A 12,538-nucleotide genomic window follows, 5' to 3' on the forward strand; every position below is an offset into this window, starting at 1 on the left:
GCGACGCAGGATGAGCGCCGATGCCCGTTCAGCCGTCGATCCGCGCGAAGCGCGGCTGCAGCCGGCCGTCGATGTCCACGGTCTCTTCGAACATCGCGGCCGGGCGCACCCACAGGCCGCGGGCGCCGTAGAGCGCGCGGTAGAGCGTCATCGGTTCCAGGGTCTCGCTGTGGCGCACGGTGTCCAGCACCTCGTATTCCCCGCCCTTGTAGTGGCGGTAGCGGCCCGGCGGGGTCTGGATCAGGGGCGGCAGGTCGTCGTCGGTCACGGGGTCGTTTCTTTCTTTGTCAGGAGTCGGGGCCGCCGGCAGGCATGCCGGGGCCGGCGGAAGTACCGGAATGGATCGCGCTGATTTTGTCCACCTCGTCCGGTTGAGCGAGCATGCCAGTGCGGAGGACAGCGCGCGCTACCGCCGCGGTGTGGCGGCGTTCGCGGCGCTGGGCTATCTCTGGGTGCTGGCCTGCCTCGGGCTGGCGATGGGGCTGATCGTCTGGGTGGCCGTGTCGCTGGGCGACGGGCGCTTCAGCGTCTCGCGCGGCTGGCTGCTGCTGTTCGGCCTGGGCCTGCTGTGGGCCACGGTGCGCGCGCTGTGGGTACGCTTCGACGAGCCGGACGGCCTGGAGCTCTCGCGCGAGGATGCGCCCCAACTGTTCGAGGCGCTCGACCGCATCCGCGGCAAGATCAAGGGACCGCCGGTCCATCGCGTCTACCTCGACGACGACTTCAACGCCAGCATCCGCCAGGTGCCGCGTTTCGGGCTCTTCGGCGGCGCGGTCAATTCGCTGAGCATCGGGCTGCCGCTGCTGATGATGCTCGACCGGCGGCGGCTGCTGTCGGTGCTCGCGCACGAGTACGGCCACCTGCGCGGCAACCACGGCAAGCTCAGCGCCTGGATCTACCGCACGCGGCTGTCGTGGCTCAAGCTCGACGCCAACCTGCAGCGCAACGAAGGCGTGATGGCGATCGTCTCGCAGGCCTTCTTCCGCTGGTACTTTCCGCGCTTCGCGGCCAAGACCTTCGCGCTCGCGCGGCAGGACGAGTACGAGGCCGACCGCATCTCGGGCCGGCTGCTCGGCACCTCGGTGGCGGCCGCGGCGCTGACCGAGATCTCGATCAAGGCCAACTGGTACGCCAACGAGTTCTGGCCCTGGCACTGGGCCCGGGCCGAGCGCGAGCCGCTGCCGCCGGGGCCCTTCGCGGGGCTGCGCGAGTGCGCCGCGACGCCGCCGGGACCTGAGTTCGCGCGCCAGGCGCTGCGCGAGGCGATGCGCCGCGTCAGCGACCTGGAAGACACCCATCCGGTGCTGCGCGACCGGCTCGAGGCGCTGCGCCAGAAGGCGACGGTGCCGGCCTGGTCGAAGCGGCCGGCGCTCGAGATGCTGGTCGACGGCCCGCGCTGGATCGCGCACTTCGACGCCCAGTGGCGCCAGGCCCATGCCGCCGACTGGAAGCAGCACCACGCGCACCGCTCGCGTATCCGCGAGCGCATCGCCGTGCTGGCCGCGCGCGGCGAGCGCAACACGCCCGACGAGTGGGTCGAATGGGCCGACGCCGAGCGCCGCCTCGACACCGCCGCGCCGGTGCGCGAGCGCTACGAGCGCGCGCTGCGGATCGCGCCCGAGCACCCGGGCGCCTTGCGCGGCCTGGCGCAGATGATCCCGTCGACCGAGCGCGAGACGCGGCTCGCGGTGCTGGAACGGTTGCACGAGGCGGGTGCCGCGAGCCGCTGGTGGGCGGCCCGCAATGCGGTGGCGGTGCTCGAGAACCCCGACGCCGGTCCGCACGACGAGGCCGGCCTCAAGCACTGGCGCGGCCGCCTGAAGGAGGCCGAGGAGGCCGAGGCGCGCGCCTGGGAGGAACTGACCGAGACGCCGAGCTTCAGCCAGATCGGCCGGCACGACCTCAACGAGCACGAGCTCGACGAACTGCGGGCCGACCTCGTGCGCAACCTGCCGGTGTCGCGCGCCTGGCTGGTGCGCAAGAACCTGCGCGAGTTTCCGTGGCGGCGCGCCTTCGTCGTCTTCGTCGAGCTGCCGGGGTTGGACGACGAGGAGCGCTGGCAGCTGTGCCGACAGCTCGAGCAGACACTGAGCCTGCCCGGCGTGGCGCTGGTGCTGTGGGCCGGGCATTCGCCGACGCTGGAGGACATCGAGCGGCAGGCTTTCGGGGCGGTCTGGACGCGCGGAGCCTGAGGCGGGCGGCGGCTGAGACAATCGGGGCATGCACCCCAAAGCCCTGTTGGAGGCCACCGCCGATCTGGTCGGCCTGGTCCTGAAATTCGATCACCCCGCCGACCAGGTGGTTTCGCGCTTCTTTCGCGACCACCGCGAGTTCGGTCCGCGCGAGCGCGCCACCCTGGCCGAGACGGTCTATACCGTGCTGCGCAAGAAGCTGCTGTTCGATCACCTCTCGCCCTCGGGCAGCGGCCCGAAGGAGCGCCGGATGGCGATCCTGGGCTTCCACGGCCCGCGCGACTTCCTCAAGAGCGCGCTCAACGACACCGAGAAGCGCTGGCTCGACAACTGCGACGCGGTCAGCGAGGCCGACCTGCTCGAGCGCCATCGCCACAACCTGCCCGAATGGCTGGTGGCGCCGCTCAAGAGCCAGCTCGGCGACGGCTTCTGGCCGCTGGTCCAGAGCCTGCAGCAGCCGGCGCCGCTCGACCTGCGCGTCAATTCCCTGCATGACAAGCGGGCCGACGTGAAGGCGGAGCTTGCCAAGGTTGCTATCAAATCGGAAGCAACGCCGTATTCGCCCTGGGGCCTGCGCCTCGAAGGCAAGCCCGCGCTGACCAAGCTCGACGCCTTTGTGCGCGGCGCCATCGAGGTGCAGGACGAGGGCTCGCAGCTGCTGGCGCTGCTGCTGGACGCCAAGCGCGGCGAGATGGTGGTCGATTTCTGCGCGGGCGCCGGCGGCAAGACGCTGGCGATCGGCGCGGGCATGCGCAACACCGGGCGGCTGTACGCCTTCGACACCTCGGCGCACCGCCTCGACGCGCTCAAGCCCCGGCTGGCGCGCAGCAAGCTCTCGAACGTGCATCCGGCCGCCATCGCGCACGAGCGCGACGATCGGGTGAAGCGGCTCGCGGGCAAGATCGACCGGGTCTTGGTCGATGCGCCCTGCTCGGGGCTCGGGACGCTGCGGCGCAATCCGGACCTGAAATGGCGCCAATCGGCCAAATCGGTGGAGGAACTGACCGCGAAGCAGGCGGCGATCCTGCAGAGCGCGGCCCGGCTCGTGAAGTCGGGCGGGCGGCTGGTCTACGCCACCTGCAGCGTGCTGCCCGAGGAGAACGAGGCCATCGCGGAGGCTTTCGGCGCCGCGAATCCCGATTTCGTGCCCGTGGACGCGGCGGAACTGCTGCAGGGCCTCAAGGTGGAGCAGGGCGACAGCCTGGCCGCGGGCGGCGCCGACGGACGGCGCTACCTGCGCCTGTGGCCCCATCTGCATGCCACCGACGGTTTCTTTGCTGCCGTGTGGAACCGCAAATAGGTACGGGGCTCCAAAGTTAGGGTAAATCTGCGCAAACCATGGGGTGAAAGGTGAGTGATTCCTGACCCCCGGCCCTAAAATTGCGAGTTACCTAGAAGCCGCACCTTCGTGCGGTTATGGAGTACCTGACTCAATGTTGCTTCCTGACTCCGCCATCCTGAGCGCGGCCATCGACTGGCTCGGAAACGGCCTGTGGGATCTCACCTGGTGGCAGATCGTGCTGTACACGCTCGTCACCACGCACATCACGATCGCCGCCGTGACGATCTTCCTGCACCGGACGCAAACGCACCGGGCGATGGACCTCGGTCCGATCCCGTCGCATTTCTTCCGCTTCTGGCTCTGGCTCGGCACCGGCATGGTGACGAAGGAGTGGGTCGCGATCCACCGCAAGCACCACGCCAAGTGCGAGAGCGAGGAAGATCCGCACAGCCCGCAGGTCAAGGGCATCGAGGAAGTGCTCTGGCGCGGCGCCGAGCTCTACCGCGCGGAGTCGAAGAACAAGGAAACGATGGAGCGCTACGGTCACGGCACGCCCGACGACTGGATCGAGCGCAACCTGTATTCGCGCTACAGCTGGCAGGGCGTGGGCCTGATGCTGGTGATCAACCTGGCGCTGTTCGGCACGCTCGGCATGGCCGTGTGGGCGGTCCAGATGCTGTGGATCCCGATCACCGCCGCCGGCATCATCAACGGCATCGGCCACTACTGGGGCTACCGCAACTTCGAGGCCCCCGACGCCAGCCGCAACATCATGCCCTGGGGCCTGATCATCGGCGGCGAGGAGCTGCACAACAACCACCACACCTACCCGACCTCGGCCAAGTTCTCGGTCAAGAAGTACGAGTTCGACATCGGCTGGATCTACATCCAGATGATGCAGAAGATCGGCTGGGCCAAGGTCAAGAAGGTGCCGCCGAAGATGCAGATCGGCGACATCCAGCCCGTTGCCAACGAGAAGACGCTCGAGGCCGTCATCGCCAATCGCTACGAAGTGATGGCCGGCTATGCGCGCGAAATGCGCCGTGCCACGCAAGAGGAAATCGCCGCGCTCAAGAGCAAGGGCGCCGACCTCTCGGTGCTGAAGGCTGCCAAGCGCTGGATGCACCGCGACGACGACAAGGTGCCCGCATCGGCTCGCTCGCACGTGGTGCAGGCCCGTGCCGCCCACCCGGTGCTCGACAAGATGGCGACGATGCGCGAAGAGCTGCGCCAGCTCTGGCTCAACACCTCGCATTCGCGCGAGCAGCTGGCGGCCGATCTGGCGGCCTGGTGCCATCGCGCGGAAGCCAGCGGCATCGCAGGCCTGCGCGAGTTTTCGACGCGGCTGCGCTCGGCGCGCGCCTGATCTCCGCCGGGGCTTGGCCCCTGTCAAAAAGCCGGCCCGATGGCCGGTTTTTTTGTGCCCGATGTTTCCGTAGGGAGGGAATCTGCAGGGCTCATCGGATGGCTTGGCCCGTCCCGGCAATTCGCTCCGCTGGCGAAATTCAGGGCAAATAAAAAAGCCCGCGGCTTGCGCTGCGGGCTTTTTAGAAAGAATTCAGACTGAATTACTTCAGCTTGATTTCCTTGTATTCGACGTGCTTGCGTGCCTTCGGGTCGAACTTCATGATCGACATCTTTTCAGGCATCGTCTTCTTGTTCTTGCTGGTCGTGTAGAAGTGGCCGGTACCCGCGGTGGATTCCAGCTTGATCTTTTCGCGTCCGCCTTTGCTCGTTGCCATGATTCAGCTCCTTAAGCTTGGCCGCGTGCGCGCAGGTCTGCGAGCACGGCGTCGATGCCGTTCTTGTCGATCAGGCGCAGGGCAGCGCTCGAAACACGCAGGCGAACCCAGCGATTTTCCGTTTCGACCCAGAAACGACGGTATTGCAGGTTCGGCAGGAACCGGCGCTTGGTTTTGTTGTTGGCGTGGGAAACGTTGTTTCCCACCATCGGGCCCTTGCCCGTGACTTCACATACGCGTGCCATGAGGACACTCTTTCTTGAACAGCTGGCACCGGCTCGACAGCAGTGGCCGAGGGTGTTTTGCAGCTTGACCTCGCCAGAAACGGGTGGCGGTACCCCGGATTGCCGCTGAGCCCACCCTTCATGGAAAGGAGGCGCGATTTCGGCAAAGCCTCGGATTATAGCCCTTTTGGCGGCCCGGCAGCAAAGCCCGGGGCGGGCCCATGAAAAAGGCGGGCACCGGGCCCGCCTCGTCGAGGAGCCTGGCGGCTCAGAGCGTGCCGTCCTGCTCCAGGAAGCGCTGCGCATCGAGCGCGGCCATGCAGCCCGTGCCGGCGCTGGTGATGGCCTGGCGGTAGATGTGGTCCTGCACGTCGCCGGCGGCGAACACGCCCGGCACGCTGGTCATGGTGGCGAAGCCTTGCAGGCCCGAGCGCGTGACGATGTAGCCGTCCTTCATGTCGACCTGGCCCTGGAAGATGTCCGTGTTCGGATGGTGGCCGATCGCGATGAAGCAGCCCTTGAGGTCGATCTGCTCGGTCGCGCCGGTCTGCGTGTTCTTGATGCGGATGCCGGTCACGCCGGAATCGTCGCCCAGGACTTCATCGAGCGTATTGTGTACTTTCAGTTCGATTTTGCCTTCGGCTTCTTTTTCGTGAAGCTTGTCGATCAGGATTGGTTCCGCGCGGAATTTGTCGCGGCGATGCACCAGCGTTACTTTTTTCGCGATATTCGAAAGATAAAGCGCTTCTTCGACCGCGGTATTTCCGCCGCCGATCACGCAGACTTCCTGCTCGCGATAGAAGAACCCATCGCAGGTGGCGCAACCCGAAACACCACGGCCCATGAACTTCTGCTCGGATTCGAGGCCCAGGTACTTGGCCGACGCGCCGGTGGCGATCACGAGCGCATCGCAGGTGTAGGTGCCGCTGTCACCGGTGAGCGTGAAAGGGCGCTTGCTCAGGTCGACCTTGTTGATGTGGTCGAACACGATCTGGGTCTTGAAGCGCTCGGCATGCTCCAGAAAACGCTGCATGAGGTCGGGACCCTGCACGCCATGCACATCGGCCGGCCAATTGTCGACCTCGGTGGTCGTCATCAATTGCCCGCCCTGTGCCATGCCGGTAATCAGCAAAGGCTGAAGATTTGCACGCGCCGCATAAACGGCAGCCGTATAACCGGCGGGACCTGAGCCCAGAATTAAAACCTTGGCATGTTGGGAAGCGGACATGGTGCGTAAAAACCTAGGAATTGCGCTGATTCAGCGTGTACATTTTGAGGGTGGTAGCGATACATGGGGAGTATCGCCGCTCGGATCAACCACCGAGTGCACGGTGTTTTCAATGCGCGCGATTGTAGTAATCCATCGGCGCGCCGATGGCCCGACCGCAGGAGCGCGCGGTACCAGGGATTGAATGAATGTCGATGCTGTCCAACCTTGAATTGCTCCGGCGCGTTCCGCTGTTCGCGTCGCTGACTCCTTCGCAGTCCGCAAGCATTGCGGATGCGATCATCAAGAAGCGTTTCAAGCGCGCGGAGGTCGTGGTCGAGCAGGGCAAGAAGTCCGATGCGCTCTACATCATCCTGACGGGGCGGGCGCGCGTGACCAGCGCCGACAGCCGCGGCCGCGAGGTCATCCTGGCCACGCTGCATCCCGGCGACTATCTGGGCGAGATGAGCCTGATCGACGACGAGCCGCACTCGGCCACCGTGCGCACCGAGATCCAGTGCGACGTGCTGATGCTGGGCCGCGAAGCCTTCGCGCGCTGCCTGCCCGAGAACTCCTCGATGGCCTACAACATCATGCGCGGCCTGGTGCAGCGCCTGCGCCATGCCGACCGCAAGATCGAGTCGCTCGCGCTGATGGACGTCTACGGCCGCGTCGCGCGCTCGCTGCTCGAGTTCGCGGTCGACGATGGCGCCGGCAACCTCAAGGTGCGCGAGAAGATCTCGCGCCAGGACCTCGCGAAGATGGTCGGCGCCTCGCGCGAGATGGTGAGCCGTGTGATGAAGGATCTCGAGGAGCGCGGTTTCGTGCAGACCCTCGAGGACGGCTCGATGATCGTCAAGGAGCGCCTGCTGTCGCTGGCCTGAGCCGGCACGGGGCGTGAAAGAAGGTGTGAGCGAAACTGCCGCGGCCCGTGGACGCGGCAGAATAGCCGCGGCCCTTTTCGTTGTAGTGTTCGTGCCGCCAGACCCGCATGCTGCCGGTCTGGCCGCCAGTATTTCATGACCTATTCGCTCAATACGCTTCACTCTTCCACGGCCGGCGAAGGTGCGCCCGTGCGTGTGCGGGCCATGCGCTTCGCCCACGAGATCACCCTGATCGCCGGTTTCGCGGCGCTGTTGTTCTGGCTGCTCGCCATGCTGAGCTTCACGCCCTCCGATGCAGCCTGGTCGACCTCGGGCACCGGTGGCGAGATCAAGAACTGGGGCGGCCGCATCGGCGCCTGGGTGGCCGACGGCAGCTACTTCCTGGCCGGCTATTCGGTCTGGTGGTGCCTGGCGGCCGGGCTGCGCGCCTGGCTGTCCTCGCTCGCGAGCTGGATGCGCGGCGGCGAGACCGGTCCGCAGGGCGATCCGGCGCCGCGCGGCCGCTTCAACCGCAGCCGCCTGGCCTTCTGGTTCGGGCTCGTGCTGCTGCTGTGTGCGAGCACCATGCTCGAGTGGTCGCGCCTGTACCGGCTCGAATCGCACCTGCCCGGCTCGGGCGGCGGCGCCATCGGCCTGCTGGTCGGTCCCGCGAGCGTGCGCTGGATGGGCTTCACCGGTTCCGCGCTGGTGGCCATCGCCGGCGGCGTGATCGGTTCGGCGCTGGTGTTCCGCTTCTCCTGGAGCCAGATCGCCGAGCGCATCGGTGCGCGCGTGTATTCGCTGTTCGAATCGCGGCGCGAGAAGCGCGAGGTCGCCGCCGACATCGCGCTGGGCAAGAAGGCCGTGCGCGAGCGCCGTGCCGAGGTCGACGACGAACCCGCCTACGTGCCGCGCGGCGCCATCGAACCCTCGATCGACGGCGACCAACCCGGCACCGCGCCCGACATGGACGACCTGCGCATCGAGCCGCGCGCCAAGCGCCGCCCCGCGTCGCCGCCGGTGCAGATCGAGCCCGCGATGACCGAGGTGCCCAAGAGCGACCGCGTCGCCAAGGAGCGCCAGAAGCCGCTGTTCAAGGAGTTGCCCGACAACAAGCTGCCGCAGGTCGACCTGCTCGATGCCGCCCAGAGCCGCCAGGAAACCGTCTCGGCCGACACGCTCGAGATGACCTCGCGCATGATCGAGAAGAAGCTCAAGGACTTCGGCGTCGAGGTGCGCGTCGTGCTCGCCTCGCCCGGCCCGGTCATCACGCGCTACGAGATCGAGCCCGCCACCGGCGTCAAGGGCTCGCAGATCGTCAACCTCGCGAAGGACCTCGCGCGCTCGCTCTCGCTGGTGTCGATCCGCGTGGTCGAGACCATCCCGGGCAAGAACTACATGGCGCTCGAACTGCCGAACGCCAAGCGCCAGTCGATCAAGCTCAGCGAGATCCTCGGCTCGCAGGTCTACAACGAGGGCAAGTCGATGCTCACGATGGGCCTGGGCAAGGACATCATCGGCAACCCCGTGGTGGCCGACCTCGCGAAGATGCCGCACGTGCTGGTGGCCGGTACCACCGGCTCGGGCAAGTCGGTGGGCATCAACGCGATGATCCTGAGCCTGCTCTACAAGGCCGAGGCGCGCGACGTGCGCCTGCTCATGATCGACCCGAAGATGCTGGAAATGTCGGTCTACGAAGGCATCCCGCACCTGCTCGCGCCGGTGGTCACCGACATGCGCCAGGCCGCGCACGGCCTCAACTGGTGCGTGGCCGAGATGGAGCGCCGCTACAAGCTCATGAGCAAGCTCGGCGTGCGCAATCTCGCGGGCTACAACACCAAGATCGACGAGGCCAAGGCGCGCGAGGAGTTCATCTACAACCCCTTCAGTCTGACGCCCGACGATCCCGAACCGCTGCGCCGCGAGCCGCACATCGTGGTCGTGATCGACGAGCTGGCCGACTTGATGATGGTGGTCGGCAAGAAGATCGAAGAGCTGATCGCCCGCCTCGCGCAGAAGGCGCGCGCCGCCGGCATCCACCTGATCCTGGCCACGCAGCGGCCCAGCGTCGACGTGATCACCGGCCTCATCAAGGCCAACATCCCGACCCGCATCGCGTTCCAGGTCTCGAGCAAGATCGACAGCCGCACCATCCTCGACCAGATGGGCGCCGAGGCGCTGCTCGGCATGGGCGACATGCTCTACATGCCCAGCGGCACCGGCCTGCCGATCCGCGTGCACGGCGCCTTCGTGAGCGACGAGGAAGTGCATCGCGTGGTGGCCTATCTCAAGAGCCAGGGCGAGCCCGACTACATCGAGGGCGTGCTCGAAGGTGGCACGGTCGATGGCGACGGTGACGGCGACCTGCTCGGCGGCGGTGGAGACAGCGAGAAGGACCCGATGTACGACCAGGCGGTCGAGGTGGTGCTCAAGAACCGCAAGGCCAGCATCTCGCTGGTGCAGCGCCACCTGAAGATCGGCTACAACCGCGCGGCGCGGCTGGTCGAGGACATGGAGAAGGCCGGCCTCGTGAGCGCCATGAGCGGCAGCGGCCAGCGCGAGATCCTCGTGCCCGCGCGCGCCGAATAGGCGCTCCCACGCGATCCCACGGCCATTCCGTTACGTGTTGAGATACGGCTTGCACAAGCTCGCTGCCCATTGCAAATCTTCATCAAGCCCTACAAGGGCGGCCATGGCCGCCGGGGTAAGGTCGATGCGGTGTTCAGCTTCGAAGGTTTGAAAAAATGAAGACTCGTCCCTGGCTGCTCGCCGGCCTTCTCCTCGCGTGCGGCGCCCATGCATGGGCCGGCGGCATGGAAAGCCTCGAGGCTTTCGTCAAGTCCGCCAAGTCCGGCCGCGCCGACTTCACCCAGACCGTGACCGCGCCGCCGCGCGACGGCCAGGCCGGCCGCGTCAAGACCTCGAGCGGCACCTTCGAATTCCAGCGGCCCGGCCGCTTCAAGTTCGACTACAAGAAGCCCTTCGCGCAGAGCATCGTGGCCGACGGCAAGACGCTGTGGCTCTACGACGCCGACCTCAACCAGGTCACGCAGCGTGCGCAGGCGCAGGCCCTGGGTTCGACGCCTGCGGCCCTGATCGCCGCCGCGCCCGACCTGCGCGCGCTGCAGGCCGATTTCGCGCTCGAAGCAGGACCGGAGCGCGACGGCCTGCAATGGGTCAAGGCCACGCCGAAGAACAAGGACGGCCAGTTGCAGAACGTGCAGGTCGGTTTCCAGGGCGATGCACTCGCGGCGCTCGAGATCCTCGACAGCTTCGGCCAGCGCTCGGTGCTCAAGTTCAGCAAGGTCGAGGTCAATCCCGCGCTGCCCGCCGCCACCTTCGACTTCAAGGTGCCCACCGGCGCGGACGTCGTCAAGCAGTAATCCACCCCTCACTCGCTCATCCCGCTCTTGGCCGTCAGCTCGCATCAACCCCTGGCCGAGCGCCTGCGTCCGCGCACGCTCGGTGAAGTCATCGGCCAGCAGCACCTGCTCGGGCCTGGCATGGCGCTGCGCATCGCCTTCGAGTCGGGCCAGCCGCATTCGTGCATCCTCTGGGGCCCGCCAGGTACCGGCAAGACCACCATCGCGCGCCTGATGGCCGATGCCTTCGATGCGCAGTTCCTGAGCATCAGCGCGGTGCTCGGCGGCGTGAAGGACATCCGCGAGGCGGTCGAGTGCGCGACCGCGGCGCGCGACGGTCTCGAGCAGCGGCGCACCATCGTCTTCGTCGACGAAGTGCACCGCTTCAACAAGAGCCAGCAGGACGCCTTCCTGCCGCACGTCGAGTCGGGCCTCTTCACCTTCATCGGCGCCACCACAGAGAATCCTTCGTTCGAGGTCAACTCGGCGCTGCTCTCGCGGGCCGCGGTCTATGTGCTGCAGTCGCTGGGCGAAGCCGACCTCAAGCAGATCGTCGCGAAGGCGCAGGCCATCAACGCACTGCCCGCCATCGAGGACGCCGCGCTCGATCGCCTGATCGCCTACGCCGACGGCGATGCACGCCGGCTGCTCAACACGCTCGAGACGCTGGCCGTCGCGGCACGCGCCGAGAAGCTCGAGACCATCGGCGACGAATGGCTGATGCGCGTGCTCGGCGAGCGCATGCGGCGCTACGACAAGGGCGGCGAGCAGTTCTACGACACCATCAGCGCGCTGCACAAATCCGTGCGCGGCAGCGACCCCGATGCCGCGCTCTACTGGTTCGTGCGCATGCTCGACGGCGGCGCCGACCCGCGCTACATGGCGCGCCGGCTGGTGCGCATGGCGAGCGAGGACATCGGCCTGGCCGACCCGCGCGCGCTGCGGCTCGCGCTCGACGCGGCCGAGGTCTACGAGCGCCTGGGCACGCCCGAGGGCGAACTCGCGCTGGCCCAGTGCGTGGTCTACCTCGCGATGGCGCCCAAGTCGAACGCGGTCTACACGGCCTACAACGCGGTGCGCGCGCTGGTCAAGAAGGACAGCACGCGGCCCGTGCCCATGCATCTGCGCAATGCCCCGACCAAGCTCATGAAGGAGCTCGACTACGGCAAGGGCTACCGCTACGCGCACGACGAGGAGGGCGGTTTCGCGGCCGGCGAGCAGTACCTGCCCGACGGCCTGCAGGGCCAGGTCTTCTACGAACCGGTCGATCGCGGACTCGAGATCCGCATCGGCGAGAAGCTGCGCGAACTGCGGCGCCGAAACGCTGAACAGGGCGACTGATACGCCCTTGCGGCATGCACGCAAGACGTGCATGGATACAAGCGCAAAGCGCATGACGTCAGCGGGTAAACCCCCGTCGATGCGCACCAAATAGGCGCTGGCCCGTGACTACAATCCCGCCCACTAAATCGGCGGCCACCACATGCTGGCTGGTTTTTTGCTTGTCAAGCCAAGGCGCCAAACCGGTGCCACGGTGGGTGAATGGCACCCCGCAACGGTGCAACACAGAGGAATCTTCTTTATGGACATTTTGCTGCAGCAGATCATCAACGGTCTGGTTCTCGGCAGCATGTATGCCTTGATAGCCTTGGGCTACACCATGGTG

At 66.7% G+C, this 12,538-nt stretch carries 11 protein-coding genes and 1 pseudogene; 8 read left to right on the forward strand and 4 right to left on the reverse strand.

The window, feature by feature from the left end; all coding sequences use genetic code 11:
- Positions 1–28: 28 nt before the first annotated feature.
- A complete protein-coding gene (locus AC07PU_RS41885; RefSeq protein WP_296798746.1) occupies positions 29–268 on the reverse strand; it encodes a DUF1653 domain-containing protein in 240 nt (79 codons plus the stop codon).
- 70 nt (positions 269–338) lie between these two features.
- On the opposite strand from AC07PU_RS41885, the gene AC07PU_RS41890 reads away from it, so the two are divergent.
- From AC07PU_RS41890 to AC07PU_RS41900, 3 genes are all read left to right on the forward strand, one after another.
- Positions 339–2,192, forward strand: coding sequence for a M48 family metalloprotease (locus AC07PU_RS41890; RefSeq protein ID WP_495323615.1), 1,854 nt, complete (start codon positions 339–341; stop codon positions 2,190–2,192).
- Positions 2,193–2,220: 28 nt separating this feature from the next.
- Positions 2,221–3,492, forward strand: a complete 1,272-nt coding sequence (locus AC07PU_RS41895) for an RsmB/NOP family class I SAM-dependent RNA methyltransferase (RefSeq protein WP_495323616.1) — start codon at positions 2,221–2,223, stop codon at positions 3,490–3,492.
- Positions 3,493–3,625: 133 nt separating this feature from the next.
- The gene (locus AC07PU_RS41900) at positions 3,626–4,840 is read left to right on the forward strand and encodes a DesA family fatty acid desaturase (RefSeq protein WP_093355718.1); all 1,215 of its coding nucleotides are present in this window, start codon (positions 3,626–3,628) and stop codon (positions 4,838–4,840) included.
- Positions 4,841–5,042: 202 nt separating this feature from the next.
- Here the strand turns inward: AC07PU_RS41900 and rpmG are convergent, their stop codons facing one another.
- From rpmG to trxB, 3 genes are all read right to left on the reverse strand, one after another.
- Entirely contained in the window at positions 5,043–5,216 is a 174-nt protein-coding gene (gene rpmG, locus AC07PU_RS41905; RefSeq protein ID WP_007830291.1) for a 50S ribosomal protein L33, read from the reverse strand.
- An 11-nt stretch (positions 5,217–5,227) separates the two neighbouring features.
- A complete protein-coding gene (gene rpmB / locus AC07PU_RS41910; RefSeq protein WP_028251282.1) occupies positions 5,228–5,461 on the reverse strand; it encodes a 50S ribosomal protein L28 in 234 nt (77 codons plus the stop codon).
- A gap of 247 nt (positions 5,462–5,708) precedes the next feature.
- Entirely contained in the window at positions 5,709–6,668 is a 960-nt protein-coding gene (trxB, locus tag AC07PU_RS41915) for a thioredoxin-disulfide reductase (RefSeq protein WP_057595022.1), read from the reverse strand.
- Between the two features lie 188 nt (positions 6,669–6,856).
- On the opposite strand from trxB, the gene AC07PU_RS41920 reads away from it, so the two are divergent.
- From AC07PU_RS41920 to AC07PU_RS41940, 5 genes and pseudogenes are all read left to right on the forward strand, one after another.
- The gene (locus AC07PU_RS41920; protein ID WP_057595021.1) at positions 6,857–7,531 is read left to right on the forward strand and encodes a Crp/Fnr family transcriptional regulator; all 675 of its coding nucleotides are present in this window, start codon (positions 6,857–6,859) and stop codon (positions 7,529–7,531) included.
- 135 nt (positions 7,532–7,666) lie between these two features.
- The gene (locus AC07PU_RS41925; protein ID WP_495323617.1) at positions 7,667–10,099 is read left to right on the forward strand and encodes a DNA translocase FtsK; all 2,433 of its coding nucleotides are present in this window, start codon (positions 7,667–7,669) and stop codon (positions 10,097–10,099) included.
- 155 nt (positions 10,100–10,254) lie between these two features.
- On the forward strand, positions 10,255–10,893 hold the full coding sequence (lolA, locus tag AC07PU_RS41930; protein ID WP_093355712.1) for an outer membrane lipoprotein periplasmic chaperone LolA: 639 nt from the start codon (positions 10,255–10,257) through the stop codon (positions 10,891–10,893).
- A gap of 27 nt (positions 10,894–10,920) precedes the next feature.
- A complete protein-coding gene (locus tag AC07PU_RS41935; protein WP_495323618.1) occupies positions 10,921–12,213 on the forward strand; it encodes a replication-associated recombination protein A in 1,293 nt (430 codons plus the stop codon).
- Between the two features lie 142 nt (positions 12,214–12,355).
- A pseudogene (locus tag AC07PU_RS41940) lies at positions 12,356–12,538 on the forward strand (hypothetical protein); the annotation flags it as partial.

The sequence above is a fragment of the Variovorax sp. GW821-FHT10D07 genome, from assembly GCF_059415325.1.

Coding starts and splice junctions, on each gene's coding strand:
- trxB (WP_057595022.1), bottom strand. CDS start 6,668: ATGTCCGCTTCCCAACATGCCAAGGTTTTAATTCTGGGCTCAGGTCCC.
- rpmB (WP_028251282.1), bottom strand. CDS start 5,461: ATGGCACGCGTATGTGAAGTCACGGGCAAGGGCCCGATGGTGGGAAAC.
- rpmG (WP_007830291.1), bottom strand. CDS start 5,216: ATGGCAACGAGCAAAGGCGGACGCGAAAAGATCAAGCTGGAATCCACC.
- AC07PU_RS41925 (WP_495323617.1), top strand. CDS start 7,667: ATGACCTATTCGCTCAATACGCTTCACTCTTCCACGGCCGGCGAAGGT.
- AC07PU_RS41895 (WP_495323616.1), top strand. CDS start 2,221: ATGCACCCCAAAGCCCTGTTGGAGGCCACCGCCGATCTGGTCGGCCTG.
- lolA (WP_093355712.1), top strand. CDS start 10,255: ATGAAGACTCGTCCCTGGCTGCTCGCCGGCCTTCTCCTCGCGTGCGGC.
- AC07PU_RS41900 (WP_093355718.1), top strand. CDS start 3,626: ATGTTGCTTCCTGACTCCGCCATCCTGAGCGCGGCCATCGACTGGCTC.
- AC07PU_RS41890 (WP_495323615.1), top strand. CDS start 339: ATGGATCGCGCTGATTTTGTCCACCTCGTCCGGTTGAGCGAGCATGCC.
- AC07PU_RS41920 (WP_057595021.1), top strand. CDS start 6,857: ATGTCGATGCTGTCCAACCTTGAATTGCTCCGGCGCGTTCCGCTGTTC.